General features: G+C 41.8%; 14 protein-coding genes and 1 tRNA gene. 12 read left to right on the top strand and 3 right to left on the bottom strand.

All coding sequences use genetic code 11. The features are described 5' to 3' along the window. Window positions 1-24 precede the first annotated feature (24 nt). The 7 genes from ACFSRY_RS19695 to ACFSRY_RS19665 all read left to right on the top strand — a co-directional run bounded on the left by ACFSRY_RS19695 (window position 25) and on the right by ACFSRY_RS19665 (window position 6,765). The gene (locus ACFSRY_RS19695; protein ID WP_377512266.1) at window positions 25-399 is read left to right on the top strand and encodes a response regulator; all 375 of its coding nucleotides are present in this window, start codon (window positions 25-27) and stop codon (window positions 397-399) included. Between the two features lie 79 nt (window positions 400-478). After that, window positions 479-2,113 carry a chemotaxis protein CheA gene (locus ACFSRY_RS19690; protein ID WP_377512263.1) on the top strand — a complete coding sequence of 545 codons (1,635 nt, stop codon included), beginning with the start codon at window positions 479-481 and terminating at the stop codon, window positions 2,111-2,113. 34 nt (window positions 2,114-2,147) lie between these two features. Next, on the top strand, window positions 2,148-2,801 hold the full coding sequence (locus ACFSRY_RS19685) for a chemotaxis protein CheC (RefSeq protein ID WP_377512260.1): 654 nt from the start codon (window positions 2,148-2,150) through the stop codon (window positions 2,799-2,801). 48 nt (window positions 2,802-2,849) lie between these two features. Beyond that, the gene (locus ACFSRY_RS19680) at window positions 2,850-3,665 is read left to right on the top strand and encodes a hypothetical protein (protein ID WP_377512257.1); all 816 of its coding nucleotides are present in this window, start codon (window positions 2,850-2,852) and stop codon (window positions 3,663-3,665) included. 151 nt (window positions 3,666-3,816) lie between these two features. Then, window positions 3,817-5,118, top strand: a complete 1,302-nt coding sequence (speE, locus tag ACFSRY_RS19675; protein ID WP_377512254.1) for a polyamine aminopropyltransferase — start codon at window positions 3,817-3,819, stop codon at window positions 5,116-5,118. Between the two features lie 21 nt (window positions 5,119-5,139). Further along, window positions 5,140-6,210, top strand: coding sequence for an agmatinase family protein (locus ACFSRY_RS19670; protein ID WP_377512251.1), 1,071 nt, complete (start codon window positions 5,140-5,142; stop codon window positions 6,208-6,210). A gap of 219 nt (window positions 6,211-6,429) precedes the next feature. Beyond that, window positions 6,430-6,765 (top strand): phage holin family protein, encoded by a 336-nt coding sequence (locus ACFSRY_RS19665; protein ID WP_377512248.1) that lies wholly within the window; start codon window positions 6,430-6,432, stop codon window positions 6,763-6,765. Between the two features lie 60 nt (window positions 6,766-6,825). Here ACFSRY_RS19665 and ACFSRY_RS19660 read toward each other — a convergent pair whose 3' ends face one another. Beyond that, window positions 6,826-7,161, bottom strand: a complete 336-nt coding sequence (locus ACFSRY_RS19660; RefSeq protein WP_377512244.1) for a four-helix bundle copper-binding protein — start codon at window positions 7,159-7,161, stop codon at window positions 6,826-6,828. A gap of 229 nt (window positions 7,162-7,390) precedes the next feature. Here ACFSRY_RS19660 and recQ point away from each other — a divergent pair, with 229 nt between their 5' ends. Continuing rightward, window positions 7,391-9,526: a DNA helicase RecQ gene (recQ, locus tag ACFSRY_RS19655; protein ID WP_377512241.1), complete on the top strand. Its 2,136-nt coding sequence runs from the start codon at window positions 7,391-7,393 to the stop codon at window positions 9,524-9,526. A gap of 68 nt (window positions 9,527-9,594) precedes the next feature. On the opposite strand, the gene ACFSRY_RS19650 is transcribed toward recQ, so the two are convergent. Beyond that, window positions 9,595-10,968, bottom strand: a complete 1,374-nt coding sequence (locus ACFSRY_RS19650; RefSeq protein ID WP_377512238.1) for a S8 family serine peptidase — start codon at window positions 10,966-10,968, stop codon at window positions 9,595-9,597. Window positions 10,969-11,504: 536 nt separating this feature from the next. Between ACFSRY_RS19650 and ACFSRY_RS19645 the strand changes: the two genes are divergently transcribed. Together ACFSRY_RS19645 and ACFSRY_RS19640 are read left to right on the top strand one after the other, a co-directional pair. Next, window positions 11,505-12,278, top strand: a complete 774-nt coding sequence (locus tag ACFSRY_RS19645) for a helix-turn-helix domain-containing protein (RefSeq protein ID WP_377512235.1) — start codon at window positions 11,505-11,507, stop codon at window positions 12,276-12,278. Window positions 12,279-12,449: 171 nt separating this feature from the next. Next, window positions 12,450-13,169, top strand: a complete 720-nt coding sequence (locus ACFSRY_RS19640) for a pirin family protein (protein ID WP_377512232.1) — start codon at window positions 12,450-12,452, stop codon at window positions 13,167-13,169. A 111-nt stretch (window positions 13,170-13,280) separates the two neighbouring features. On the opposite strand, the gene ACFSRY_RS19635 is transcribed toward ACFSRY_RS19640, so the two are convergent. Beyond that, window positions 13,281-13,354: transfer RNA gene (locus ACFSRY_RS19635), tRNA-Met, on the bottom strand. 135 nt (window positions 13,355-13,489) lie between these two features. Between ACFSRY_RS19635 and ACFSRY_RS19630 the strand changes: the two genes are divergently transcribed. Together ACFSRY_RS19630 and ACFSRY_RS19625 are read left to right on the top strand one after the other, a co-directional pair. Continuing rightward, window positions 13,490-13,894: an START-like domain-containing protein gene (locus ACFSRY_RS19630; RefSeq protein WP_377512229.1), complete on the top strand. Its 405-nt coding sequence runs from the start codon at window positions 13,490-13,492 to the stop codon at window positions 13,892-13,894. Window positions 13,895-13,998: 104 nt separating this feature from the next. After that, window positions 13,999-15,417 carry an LptF/LptG family permease gene (locus tag ACFSRY_RS19625; RefSeq protein WP_377512225.1) on the top strand — a complete coding sequence of 473 codons (1,419 nt, stop codon included), beginning with the start codon at window positions 13,999-14,001 and terminating at the stop codon, window positions 15,415-15,417. Window positions 15,418-15,527: the final 110 nt, after the last annotated feature.

Below are 15,527 nucleotides of genomic sequence, written 5' to 3'. Positions count from 1 at the left end.
GTATCATAAAGTACTTAGAAAAGTATGAAAAGAATATTGATTGTAGATGATTCTTTCTACATGCGCACCATGTTAAAAAACATGTTGACAGACGCTGGTTATGAGGTAGTGGGCGAAGCTCCTAATGGACAAACTGCTCTGGAACTGGCGAAGGAAACAAATCCTGACCTGATTACCCTGGATGTTATATTGCCAGATAATACCGGCCTGGATGTGCTGAAGGGCATTAAAAAAGATCAGCCGGATATGAAGGTAATCATAGTGAGTGCTGTAGGTCAGGAAGTCATTGTAAATGAAGCATTAGATTATGGTGCTCTTTCTTACATCGTAAAGCCTTTTTCGGAGGAAAAGGTGTTGGAAGCGGTAAGTAAGGCTCTGGAAGAGGAACCAAAAAGCTAGAGAACACAGAGGGGGCTTAGTCCAAATACTATGCAGCAGAGCAGGTTGCTCCTTTCACCCGGGCACCTGAGGGTTTACTATGAAGTCGAGAGAACAGGAGTACAAGGAGATATTTATAGCTGAGGCTTTAGAGTATTATGATGCTCTGAACAGGCATATCAGTGATCTGGAAAGGAACCCGCAGGATGAACGTCTGCTTGCGGAGGTTTTTCGTTTATTGCATAACCTTAAAGCTAATGCGAAGGCTATAGGCTATCTGCAAATCTCAGATATATCTCATAAGCTCGAAACTGCTTTCAGCCTGATTAGAAACAAGGAGCTTAGCTTCAGTGATGAAGTGGTAATGGTTCTTTTTGATGGGGTGGATATGCTCGGGGACCTGATCACGAATGTAGATAATCCCTCTGCTTCTGAACCAGATCCTGTACTGCTCCGAAACCTCGACATTATTGTTGACAGCCTTTCTGATAGCGCAATTGAACTTTCAAAAGTTCAGAAGTACAGTTCGTCTAAAAGCCTGACCCTTTCTGATCTGATTTATATACAGATCAAGAAGTTAGATCATTTGCTTAATTTAGTGGGAGAACTCATGATTGACCGGGATCAGATCCTGGCTATCAGCAGGGAAATCAATAATGATGACCTTAAAAATGTAAGCTCTCACCTGTACCGCATTACAGAGGAACTTCAGTATAGTGTAATGGATGCTCGCCTGGTGAACATTGGTACACTATTTAACAAGTTCCCGAGAATTGTGCGCGACATAGCAGTTGCTGAGAAAAAGGAAGTGAACCTGGAGATGGTAGGGCAGAATATTCAGATTGACCGTAACATCCTTCAGATCATTACGGATTCACTGCTCCACCTGGTTCGGAATGCCATTACACATGGAATTGAAACTCCTGCCGTAAGAGAAAAAGCGGGAAAGAGTTCTACAGGCAGCCTTTCTTTGAAAGCCCGTAACGACCGTGATAATGTTGTAATAGAGTTATCCGACGATGGCAAGGGAATAGATTTTAAAAAGGTAAAAAAAGTAGCAGTACAAAAGGAGCTTGTTTCTGCAGATGCGGCAGAGAATCTGCCCGACTCAGAAGTTTTATCTTTCCTTTTTGAACCTGGTTTCTCAATGGCCAAGGAGGTAACGGAGTATTCAGGCAGGGGAGTTGGTTTAGATGTTGTTAAAAATGCCATAGACTCTATTGGAGGGCTATTAAAGATAGACTCTAAAGTAGGGGAGGGCACAACTTTTACAATGCAGCTGCCTACGTCTATTGCGGTTAAGGGAGCATTATTATTTGAAGTAGATCAAATTTTCTATGCCATTCCACTGATTCATACAGAATTGGTTGTGGCCATGAATGTGAATGAACTTCATGAAGTGGGGGACGTGATGGTGGCTGACATCGGTGGTGAAACAACTACTGTCGTTTACCTTAACGAACTTTTGAACGCCCCTGAGGGTGAAATGAAACTCGGTGACAAGACCAAGCTAAAAGGAATTGAACAAAATATCATTGTCGTTTCCTATAACAACAGAAGGCTTGGGTTGATTGTAGATAAGCTTTACAGGCAGCAGGATATTGTTGTTAAGCCTCTTAGCAGGCCACTGGACAAAATTGAACTGTATAGCGGTGTGACTTTACTTGGAACCGGGCGGGTGTGCCTGGTACTGGATGTACCGGCAGTAACCCGGTACTTTATTAATAATAGATGATCGGCTGGCGGCGATGGATATAAAACCCATTAACATGACAAGCAAAATAGAGTCTCAAGTGACGGATCTGGAAAGGGATATCATTAAGGAGATCATTAATATCGGTCTTGCACGTGCAGCCGATTCCTTTGCAGCAATTGCAAGGGACAAGGTTTTTCTTAAGGTTCCTGATATCCAGCTTATTGAGATAAAACAACTGATTGAACTGGTGACAAAGTATGAAAATACCCATAGCATTATTCAATCCGAGATAAAAGGGGACTTTAATGGAGCAACATTAATGCTTTTTTCCGATGATCATATTTCCCGGTTATCTGAAGTTTGCCTTGGTATGCTTGATGTACAGAAGGGGGAGCTTTCCGTGATGCAAGAGTCACTGCTTCTTGAAATTAGTAACATCATTACCGGAGCGCTTGTAACTCAGCTTGCCAATATTCTCAAAACGAACATTTATGGCTCTCCGCCTAAAGCCCCCAAAAACAGTATAGCCGACTCTTTGAAGGATATACTTGTACAACATCCACTCTTTCAACCTCTGGTATTTACAGTAATAACAAGGTTTACCCATGATTCAAGAAGCGTTGAACTGCCATTACTCTTGTTTTTTGACTCTAAAACTCTGCTGAAAATTCTGGAAATTATCAGAACGTTTGAATTAGGTAAAAATAACTTAACAGATACTAATTAATCCTTAAGCAGTAAGAGAAGCTCAATGGTGCAAGATCTTACTATTTAAATGTCGAGACCCGGAAATAAGCTCAGCTTCTACGAGATCACTGGCTATGCACTTATAGTTAGTGGTATAGTAGTGCTTGTTTGGGGTACCGTAAAGTTTGACCTGCTACACGAACTTTACCTTGACCCGGAAGCACGCCGCGGAGGCGTTTTTGGAGAATACGGCGAGTTCATAGGCGGTATAGTCGGTTCTTTATGGGCATTGGCTGGTGTTTTTCTCTTCTTTGCAACCCTTACCTATCAAAAAAGGGAATTCGAGCTGCAGCGTTTTGAGCTACACAAAACACAAAAGATATTTCAGCAGCAGAATTTCTCTACCCTCTACATCAGCTTTGTAAATAAGCACAACGACATAATTGATTCCCTGACAGCTTACGATATAAATCAAAGCACCTGGACGGGCAGCAACTTTTTTGTTTTCTTTCAGGAAAAAGTGCTTACTTCCTTCGTTCAAAAGTCCCGAAACCTAGGGACAGGAGAAAAAACAAAAGAAAATCTACTCAACATCTTCCAGGACTACTTTACTTATCACTTCAGCTTCTATCAGAATAGCTTAGACCCGTACCTGAAGAACCTAAGTGTTTTGTTCCGGCTAATTCAACGCTACCGGGCTGACACGCAGGATCAGGGAGAGTATTACAGCTTTATAACGAAGGCAAGTTTTACCCAATCAGAGCTTTTTCTGATCTATCATGTAGCCCGGTTTAATCTATTAAAGGAATTTAGTGCATTTGATGATGCCTTTGATGTTTTTGAGGACCTGGTGGATGAGTATAAGGTGGATTTTATAGTGCAGCAGGAAGCTGAGATGCTTTAGGTGCTGCTTTATCCTGTCTGGCAAAATTCCTGAATTTTAACTCATTGGAGGCGAACCTAGTATACTTCTATGAGGTAGCTAAACTTTTGATTATAGCTTCATATTTTGTTTTTTTGCCTTGTTATAGATTTTTAACTTTTCATACCCATTGATGAACGCTTTAGGCAGACACATTTTAGTTGAATTTTACGATTGCTCACCAGAGTTGATGAACGATGTTGTTCATATTGAGAACAGCATGGTTGCAGCAGCCGAAACAGCCGGTGCCACTGTAATTAATAGCACGTTTCACCACTTCTCTCCATACGGAGTGTCTGGTGTGGTTGTGATTCAGGAAAGCCACCTGGCTATTCATACCTGGCCTGAATACGGGTATGCTGCAGTAGATCTTTTTACGTGTGGAGATTCTGTTGACCCTTGGGTATCTTACAGTTACCTGAAAGAAGCATTTGAGTCTGGCCATGGTTCCTCAATGGAATTACGCCGGGGGCAATTAAGCCTTTTAAAGCGCAATGACTTTAATCTTGACGCTCTTCGCGATGTAGCACCCAAATCAATAGAGGCGGATGGTACCATTACCCGTGACGTTTGGTTTACCGAAAGAGATGAGAACATTGCCCTTTCCCTAAAGCACTCGGGTAACCAGTTGTATAAAAAGGATTCCCCGTACCAGCGTGTAGAGATTTTTGAAACCCTGGCTTATGGCAATATGCTTACGCTGGATGGTATGGTAATGTGTACCCAAAAAGATGAGTACGTTTACCACGAAATGATTACACATGTGCCAATGTTCAGCCATACCAAGGCAAAGCGTGCTCTTGTGATTGGAGGTGGTGATGGTGGTACTGTTAGAGAACTGCTGCGCCATGAACAATTAGAAGAAGTAACTCTGGTAGAAATTGACGAACTGGTAATAGAAGCCTGTAAACTCCACCTTCCTGAGACAGCTGTTGCCTTCGGTAATCCGCGTCTTAACCTGCTCGTGGAAGATGGTATCAAGTACATCAATGACTGCGAAGACGGAAGGTATGACTTAATTATTATTGATTCAGCAGATCCTGTTGGTCCAGGTGAGGGACTCTTTACTGCAGAGTTCTATAAAGAAGTTTATCGTTGCCTGACACCTGACGGTCTGATGATCACACAATCTGAATCACCTCGTTTCAACACTGGTGTTTTTGTCGAGATATATGAAACATACAAGCAAATTTTTGGTGAAAATAAAGTTCATTGCTATTTAGCTGGTATCCCGACTTATCCAACCGGTACCTGGAGTTTCTCTTACTCTTCTAAAGGTGATGCTCATCCGCTACAGTTTGATAAAGACGCTGCAGCGAAGTTTTCACAGGAGCAGGGCCTGAAGTATTACAATGAAGAAATTCATACTGCAGCCTTTGCCCTTCCTAATTTTGTAAAGGAGCTTTTGGCTAACGGATCAAAGAAAGATATTTAGGCATATTCAGCTGAACCAACCATGGATAGCAAAGAACAAAAAATAGCCAACTTCGACCCAAATGGTGTTGGCGATATAAGTGGTGGCCTCTTTGGTCTGCCGTTCACAATAGAGGAATCTGAGGTAGTTATAATTCCAACTCCCTGGGAAGTCACGGTATCGTACAGTGCAGGTACGGCACAAGGTCCTCTGGCCGTAAAAGATGCCTCTCCTCAACTTGACCTTTTTGAACCAAACATAAAGGATGCGTGGAAGCTAGGTATTGCCATGGAAGAGATTTCAGATGAGTGGTTAGCAACTAGTGACACTCTCCGCCAAAAAGCAGAAGCCTATATAAATTGGCTGGAAGCAGGAAGCCCGGAAGTCGGAAAGGCCGAATATGAAAACCTACCTGCTGAAGTTACTGCAAAAGGAGAAGAGTTCCTGCAGTGGCTTAAGAGTAAATCTCTGGCTTACCTGAAGGAGGGAAAATTAGTGGGGGTGTTAGGTGGTGATCACAGTACGCCACTAGGTTTAATGCATGCTTTAGCTGAGGTACATGATGAGTATGGGATTCTGCAGATTGATGCACATGCAGACTTACGCGAGGCTTATGAGGGCTTTAAGTATTCTCATGCGTCCATCATGTACAATGCCTTAAAGTTACAGCAGGTTAAGAAGCTGGTGCAGGTAGGCATCCGTGACTTGTGCCAGGCGGAGGCAGAGCTTGCGGACCAGTCTAATGGCAGAGTAACTATTTTTTATGATGCTACTCTTAAAGAAAACATGTATGCTGGCGACAGCTGGAAGAAAGAGTGCAAAAAAATTATTGCGCAGCTACCCCAGAAGGTTTATATCAGTTTTGACATTGATGGACTAGATCCTAAGCTTTGCCCTGCAACTGGTACTCCGGTACCTGGTGGTTTGGAGTTTGAGCAGGCAGTATACCTTGTAAAGCAGTTAGTAAAGTCAGGGAGAGAAATAATTGGTTTCGATCTTTGTGAAGTGGCCCCAGGTGAAAGTGAGTGGAATGGTAATGTTGGTGCCCGGGTTTTGCAAAAGCTTTGTAACTGGATGGCCGTTTCACAGAAGCGCCTGGAAGCACAGTTGTAGACCAATAGAAACCTAGTCTCTTTTATTACAGGTTGCTCTAATTCTTTGCATGATTAATAAGTCAAAGTAAAGCCTCTTCGGATAGCATCCGGAGAGGCTTTACTGTTTAAATGTAGTGCCGTTCAAAAAGCAGAAAAAAGATTTTATCTTTAAACCTCTTATACCGTAAGTTTACATTTGATAAATACTTTATTCATAATATCTGATAAAAGAAAACTTATGGGATTTGTTATACGACTACTAATAGTTGGAGCTGCAGCATTATTATCATCTTACATTTTGCCTGGAGTGCATATAGCAGGCTTTCTTGCCGCCATTATTCTAGCATTGGTTCTGGCTATTTTGAATGCAATCGTAAAACCTGTACTGGTTTTTCTGACTATACCGGTTACAATCTTAACACTAGGCCTCTTTTTGCTAGTAATCAATGCCTTGATTATTTTGTTGGCTAGTGCCATAGTACCGGGGTTTACTGTCGATGGTTTTTGGTGGGCTCTTCTCTTCAGCTTAGTTCTTTCTATCATTACTGCTATCATAGACGCAGTAGTAGATTAAGAAATTAAACGGGGACAGCTAATCTTAGCTGTCCCCGTTTAATTATTATAACTTTTTGCCTTATTTTTTGCTCATCCAGTTTTCGCAGGCATCAGCACACTCTTTACAAATATCTGCACAGTGCTGGCAGTGATCTGCCTCATGCTTTCGGCACTCTTCTTCACATAATCTGCAAATCTCAATACATTCCTTCATCACATGCTTGGCATGCTCAGAATTACGCGCAACAAAGCGAGCGGTGGTTATACAAATGTCAGCACAGTCACGGTCTAACATGATACAACGGGCCATCATTTTTACATCATCTTCCTGCAGGCACAGTGTTGCACAGGTTTCGCAGGCAGTCATACATTTTACCAGAACGTGTTCCAGGTTGTTTGTTATTTCGGATTTCATAGCTTTAAATTAAATTTTACTAATCCACTTAGATACGGTCACCTATTGCCATTGTTATTTTTTATCACCTGAATCTGCTGCTTCATGAATTTTTAAGGCACTTTCAATGTCGTTAACTTTTGTAGGCATATTAAGACGGCAGTTCGTTTTTAAGTTGACTAATGGTTAACTTTGAAAGACAGGTTGATGCTGCATAGGCAAATAATGCTTATGAAATGAAGATTAAAGAATGGTAACGATACGTGAGGCCAGGGAGGCTCTTAAATTATATTTCGGTTATGAACAGTTCCGGCCAATGCAGGAGCAAATCATTTCAGATGTACTGCAGCGGAAAGATGTAGTAGTCTTGATGCCTACTGGTGGTGGTAAGTCAGTTTGCTTCCAGGTGCCAGCTGTAGTGATGCCCGGCATTAGCATTGTTGTTTCTCCGCTCATTGCCCTGATGAAAGACCAGGTGGAAGCTTTAATTGTTAATGGTATTCCAGCAGCATATATTAACAGCTCACAGAACGCTGAACAGCAGTATGAAATAGAGAATGAATGTTTAGCAGGGAGGCTAAAGTTATTATATGTATCTCCGGAAAAACTGCTTTCATCAGGATTTATATCCTTTCTGAAGCGATTAAATGTTTCCCTTTTTGCAATTGATGAGGCACATTGTATATCTGCCTGGGGGCATGACTTCCGCCCTGAATACACCCAGCTAAAAGCCCTAAAGCAGCAGTTCCCTTCTGTACCGGTAATAGCACTAACAGCAACTGCCGATAAATTAACTCAGAAAGATATTCAGGAGCAGTTATACCTGAAGAATCCGTCTGTTTTTACTGCTTCCTTCGACAGGCCAAACATCAACCTGATGGTAAAGCCAGGGAAGGACAGGTTTAATAAGATAACAGAATTCCTTGAGCGAAGGCATAAACAACCCGGCATCATTTACTGCCTTAGCCGCAAAGCAACAGAATCACTGGCTAATAAGTTAAAATCAAGCGGATATAGCGCCACCTACTATCATGCGGGAATGTCAGCGAACCAACGGGCAAAGTCGCAGGATGATTTCCTGAAAGACAACGTGCAGATAGTATGCGCTACCATTGCCTTCGGGATGGGTATTGATAAGTCGAATGTGCGTTGGGTGATCCATTACAACCTACCTAAAAACATCGAAGGATATTACCAGGAAATTGGTCGTGCTGGCCGGGATGGAGCTAAATCTGATGCACTGCTTTTTTATAGCTTTGCTGATGTAATGAACATGCGAAACATGCTTCAGGAAAATCAGAGTAGGGAAGAGCAGACGGAACTGCAGCTCGTGAAGCTTGAGCGAATGCAACAGTTCGCGGAGGCAGCAGCTTGCCGCCGCCGGATTCTGCTACAGTATTTTGGTGAAACCATGAGGAAAGACTGTGGCAACTGTGATATTTGCCGCAATCCTCCCACCAGGTTCGATGGAACATTACTAGCACAAAAAGCCTTGTCTGCCATTGCCCGTACAAATGAGAGAGTAAACCTTAGTTTACTTGTGGATGTGCTACGTGGAGCGCGCACAAGTCAGGTAATGCAGGCAGGATATGACAGAGTGAAAACATACGGGGCAGGTCGTGACGTAAGCACTTTGGACTGGAACCGGTACCTCCATCAGCTGCTGAATGAAGGTTTTGTAGAAATGGCCTATGACCAGGGCTATACACTAAAGCTTACGGAGCATAGCAGGCAGGTATTGTTTGAAGGGCGAAAGGTGCAGTTAGTTAAATTTGAAGAAACAAAGCAGGAAGAACCTACTGTTAAAGCCCGTCCTAAGAAAGAATTAATAAAAGATGCATTATTTGAGACCCTCCGCACGCTTCGTAAAAGCTTGGCAGATGAAAATGGTGTACCTCCTTACGTGATCTTCACGGATACAACATTGCAGGAAATGGCTGCTGAACGCCCTACGAATAAAATATCCATGCTTGCTATTTCAGGCGTAGGATCACAAAAGTATGACCGGTATGGCGACATCTTCATTAGTAAAATCATCGACTTTATAAATGAAGAACAGGCAAAAGGTAACAAAATGAAAGGAGCTACTCACCTGGCAACCCTTGAATTGCTTCAGAGTGGGATGAGTATAGAAGAAATTGCTAAAGTGCGCAGCCTTAATCCTGTTACTATTTTCTCACACCTGGCTATTTTGTATGAACAGGGGTACAAGGTGAATCTCTCTCCCTATATTACAAAACAAGAGTATGCTGCCATTTCTAAAGCAATAATAAAGTTAGGTTCTGACGCTAAGTTGAAAGAGCTTTTTGAATATTTAGATGAGAAGTTTGAATACTACAAAATCAGGCTTTCTGTCTCTATCTTCAAGAAAGAGAATAATCAGTAAAGGGAGTATGTTTAAAACAACCGGGGATGTCAACTTATGATAGCCCCGGTTATTTTGGACATACTCTTCTACCTTAAGGATGCAATAGGATCTGGTTTGTCATCTTTGTCCCCGGTTATTGTACCTTGTGAGTTAACTGAACCCCGGAGCAGAAGGATTCCCGCAACATGAGGAGCCGCGAAGGAAGTGCCATTTCCTCCTCCCCCAATGCCTCCACCTTTTGTTGTTACAGTAACATTTACGCCGGGGGCCGCAAAATCTACAGCAGCCCCATAATTAGAGGATATCCATAAACGGTTGAAAGAATCCATAGCGGAGACGGTATAAACTCCCCCTGCTTCTATACGTGCAGGTGAGGTGCCCGCACAATCTATACCTGTGTTACCGGCTGCAACGGCAAACAAAATCCCTTTCCCGGCGGCTGCTTTTACAGCATTGTCTAAAGTAGTAGAAATGCCACTACCTAAACTCATGTTTATCACATCGCCGGGTTTTGCATGAATACTGGCATGATTCACAGCTGATATTACCCGGGAAATGGATCCCTGCCCAACATCATCAAATACACGTAAAGCCACTATTGATGCATTTGAAGCAACTCCTATCATACCAGAACCATTATTTTTAGCCCCTATTATTCCGGCAACGGAAGTACCATGGCCAAATCCGTCTTCTACAGATGAATTACCATGGATGAAGGAAACACTTCGGTTTAAATCAACATTTAAGTCAGGGTGATTTGTATCGATACCAGAATCTATAATCCACACTGTTTTACCAGTACCATCCCCATAGCCGACACGGTCAATATTCCAGGGTATCTGTTCACCTGCCATCGGAGTAATGGTAGTATAAACACCAGGAGGGGTAACAACTGGTTCTGCTGGGATAGTTGCAGGAGGTGTCGGTTCCGTTATAGGTTCAGTAGGAGTAGGAGTAGGAGTAGGAATAGGTTCGGGACTTGGTGTTGCTGCTCCTCCTTTACCCTTCCCGGATTTAAGTCCGTTTAAAAACTCCCTGAGTTTGCCGCTTCTCAGCATGATGTATCTATCCTGCTCAATATAGGCAACATTAGGGTTGCGTATTAGTTGTTCCACCTGTACAGCAGTTAAACGAGCGGCAAAACCATTAACTATTCCATCAAAACGATGTAGTACTTCTTTTTCATTAATCTGCGCAGCTTGCATCGTTTGAGACCTTAAACCAGAAAAAGTCGACCCGGATGATTGTGTTGCCTCCTGATTAGAAAATTCTTGCAAGTTTCCTCTTAAAACTACTATATATTGCCCTTCTATAGCTTGGCCATTTTCAAACATGGTGGAAGAAAATAGATCAGATGGCTCCTTTTCAAATAACTCCTCCTGTTGACAGCTGCTCAGGATGATAACAGAGGCAACAACAAAGCATTTAATTACTTTGCGCAAATGAGTAGAAATAAACATAGATTAGGGTAAGGGTGTAAATCAATAAATATTTATGTAACTATTTTGCTGATTTCTCGTAACTGGTCATTTTTTTAAAAAGTTCACCCCCTGCTAAATTAATTAACTACAAATTTTACAATTTCTAAAACTATAGAATTTGCTCTTCGCTAAATGAAGTTTTATGAAGGGGACCTAAATCTGGAAGCAGATTAAATGGAAAAAAATGCACTGTTTTTTTTCTTAGTGTTTCTGGTTCATTATATGGTTTATTAGCAAGAACTTGTGGTAAAGGTAGGTTTAAAAGGAGGGATGTTACAATAGTCTTAATTGGATAGCATGAGGTATTTTTTGCACTAAATCAACAAGTTTCCACTTATCTAAACCAGTCGTAAAACCATTTTATTTTATGTTATAAAAGTACAATTTATGTCTGGTTTAATATTTTTTGCTAATTAAATTAGTTTTATATAAAAAAATTAGTACATTTACAAATATTGAGGTAAACTCAATCAACAGGTAAAATTATTCGCTAAAAAAGTTGGCATAATAGTTATATGGTAACATCAAATATTAGATATCTGCGCAAGCAGGCAGGGTATACCCAAGCCCAACTTGCAGAGAAACTAGATATTAAAAGATCCCTGGTTGGCGCTTATGAAGAGGGCAGAGCTGAACCGAAACTGTCTACTTTGGTAAATATTGCAAAGCTCTTCGATATCACACTTGATATGTTGATCACTGCAGATATCTCTGTTTCCGGGATACAGACGAAGGCTGATAGAGGTCATACCGGAGGAAAATTGCGTGTGCTTGCTATAACTGTAGATGAAGAGCAGCGTGAGAATATTGAACTTGTACCTCAGAAAGCTAGTGCAGGGTATTTGAATGGCTACGCCGATCCGGAGTTTATAGAAGAGTTGCCTCGCTTCCGGCTTCCTATGCTGGGCAACACCGGTACTTTCCGTGCATTTGAAATCAGCGGGGACTCCATGTTACCTATAACATCAGGTACTGTCATTGTCGGTCAGTTTATAGAGGACTGGGCAACCCTTAAAGACGGCACCCCCTGTATAATTGTCAGTGAGAAAGAAGGAGTCGTTTTCAAACGTGTATACAATAAATTAAAAGACAGCTCTGTATTGCGCCTGCATTCTGACAACCCTGTTTACTCTCCCTATGAAATAGGTGTAGAAGACGTGCTAGAGATATGGGAGGCAAAGTCATACATAAGTAATTCGTTTCCTATCGCTGATTTATCTTTAGATAAGTTATCTTCTATTGTACTTGATCTGCAGAAGGAAGTGCAGAAGCTTAAGAAAGTTGATTAACTTCAATGGTTACTTTAAGCAAAGAAATCCTGCTCTATTAAGCAGGATTTCTTTGCTTATAGGCTTTATTGTTTGCTGTACAGTGGCATTACCTAACTAGAAGTGTGTTTCTTCGTAAAGCATAGCGATAAGCATATTTACTAAAATAGGAGTAATCACATCACTGCAAAAATGATAAAACTTATAACTGCTTCAGAACGTCATGAGGCCAATGTAGGAGATTGGCTGTCTTCTTACTACCTTTTTTCTTTTGCTGATTATTATGATCCGTCCAACATTCAGTTTGGTCCTTTAAGGGTTTTTAATGATGATCGCATGCAGGGTAAATCTGAACTGCCTTCGCATCCTCATGCTGAAATGGAAGTGCTGACAGTAATGCTGGAGGGTGAACTAACGCACAAGGATAGCTTGGGTAACGAGAAGAAGCTTGGTGCCGGACATGTTCAACGTATGTCATCCGGAACAGGTCTTACACACTCTGAGGCTAACGAGGGAGATCAGCCAGCTCATTTTTATCAGCTTTGGTTTTTGCCTAATAAAAAGGGTATCGCTCCATCTTATGAGCAGCTAAAAGTTGATTTTCAGGATAAGAAGGATCAGCTGATACCATTGGCTACAGGTCAGAAGGTGCTGGAGGATGTGGTTTTTATGAATTCTAACTCAACTGTTTATTACGGGCACGTTGGGCAGGGAAACGACATAGAATTTAAAACTTATAAAATAAGAAAGACACTGATATACGTAACAGAAGGAAGCATTCTTGTAAACAATGTAGAGCTCGACAGGCATGACCAGATCCGTTTAGAGGAGCTGGAGGCTGTTGCTGTTCATGGCACTTCGGAGGCGTCGTTTATTCTGATTGATGTTCCGGCGCTGGAGGTTAATTATTAACAGGCACTAAGGAAGATACTCTTGTGTTGCTGATACACAACCTGACTGTGCAGAGGGAAAGAGGACCCAGCTGCTAAAACAAAAAAGCCCCGGAGTGGTTCCGGGGCTTCGTAGCGGGGAGCAGAATCGAACTGCCGACCTCAGGGTTATGAATCCTGCGCTCTAACCATCTGAGCTACCCCGCCGAATTGTGGTGCAAATATAGATGTTTGTTTCCCACTTTTGCAAGTGTCTTGCTCAAAAAAAATATTTTATTTTTGAGATATATAAAGAATCAAAAATAAGTACTATCATTACTAAGACACTTACACATTCGAGTTATGACGAGAGCTACGAAGACTAAATTTGTTCGGGAATATCCGATCAATGCCTCAGCCAAACTGCTTTACCCTTACCTTAGTACTGCAAGCGGACTATCACAGTGGTTTTGCGATGACGTAATCATAGATGAAGATAAAGTTTTTAACTTCATTTGGGATGGCAAAAGCCATTTTGCCGAGATGACAAGTCACCGCGTAAACAGATCTGTCCGGTTCCTTTTTCTGAACGACCAGAAACAACACACACCTGATGCATCTCATATTGATTTCTCTATAGAATCCAGTGAACTGACGCAGGAGCAATTTCTTAAAGTTGTAGACTATACAGACGAGGATGATGTGGAGGAGTTAGAAGAGTTATGGGACAACCTGTTTCATAATCTGAAGGAAATAGTGGGTGGATAGTTTCATTCCGGTAGCAACTGCTTATCTTTGCACGATTTTTGGGTGCCAGGTGTTAACGTTTAAGTAAACCGGCACCCATTGCCCTTATTTGCCTTTACTGGCTCATGAAGAAACTAGATAAGCTGATTTTAAAGGCCTTCATTGGTCCTTTCGTACTTACATTTGCGGTTGTAGAATTTATTCTCCTGACGCAGTATATGCTTAAGTATCTCGACGAACTGGTTGGGAAAGACTTAGGCTTTAATGTGTTTAGCGAGTTGCTTTTTTACTTCAGCCTGAACATGGCTCCTGTCGCTTTGCCACTGGCTGTTCTACTTTCTTCCCTGATGACTTTCGGAACAATGGGAGAGCATCACGAGTTAACCGCTATTAAAACATCTGGCATTAACCTGACAAGGGTTTTAAGACCAGTGTTTCTCTTCGTTGTTGTTCTGACCATCGGAGCTTTCTTTTTCAATAATAATGTGGTCCCTAAGGCCAATTTAAAAGCTTATAGCCTGCTATGGGATATAAGGCAAAAGAAGCCTGCTATGAACTTTAAGGAAGGAGCATTTTACAATGGACTTCCGGGCCTAAGCATCAAGATCAATGAAAAGGTGAATGATGATGGTGCCATGAAGGACATTATGATTTATGACCATTCTAAAGGTGGGTCTAACACAAGAGTTATCCTGGCCGATTCAGGTAGGATGTACACTGATTTTAATGATGCTTACCTTGTGATGGAGCTGTATGATGGCAATACGTATGTAGATGAAAGAGGAAGCGGAGGGGGAATAAGTTACTCTAATGAGCAATTTGTCAGACAAGCTTTTGACGAAAGTAAAATTATTCTCAGTCTTGCGTCTTTTAATCTTGACCGTACCCGGGAGGAGTTGTTCTCAGACAATAAGATGATGAAGAACATATCGCAGCTTAATGTGGTGACAGACTCCTTAAGAAGATATGGACAGCGGGAAAAAATGCTTTACGCTCCGAACGTGGATCCATTCTATATGTACTTTAAGGCTGATACCGGGCAGGTAAAGAACGGGTTAAGGCTTAAGGATAAATCTATTGAACAAGAATTGCCCCCTGTTGATGCAGAGGTGCTTGCATTGGCGACAAATAAAGCGCGTAATATCAAGAGTTTTACAAACAGCTACGTGGAGCGCATAAACTCAACTTTGCGCGATGCCAATAACTATGAAATTGAAATTTGGCGCAAATACACCCAGTCTACAGCGATACTCATTATGTTTCTTATAGGCGCTCCATTGGGTGCCATAATAAAAAAGGGTGGTTTAGGGGTGCCAGTGATTATTTCTATTATTTTCTTTATCCTGTTGTATGTAATGGGAATACTGGGAGAGAAGTGGGCGCGAGAAGGTTTGATTCCGGTAGGAGCCGGGATGTGGGCTGCTAACCTGATCCTGTTACCTATCGGGTTCTTCTTTCTGAACCAGGCGCGCAATGACTCCAGTCTGCTGGAGGTTGACTTCTGGAGGAAGCTTATGGCCCGCCTCCGCCGCAATAAGCTGTAATCCGGCTAAAAGAAGAAGGAGTAATTTGTTTTTTATTCGGATTTATTTCTTTAACTTTGCGGCTTATACAGCAATCGTACGAACGAAAAAACACAGATTGATATTTATTA

The sequence above is a fragment of the Pontibacter locisalis genome (genome assembly GCF_042684605.1).
Taxonomy (GTDB): Bacteria; Bacteroidota; Bacteroidia; order Cytophagales; family Hymenobacteraceae; genus Pontibacter; species Pontibacter locisalis.
The sequence above is the reverse complement of the archived record's forward strand: the minus strand, read 5'-3'. Positions and strand labels throughout refer to the sequence as shown.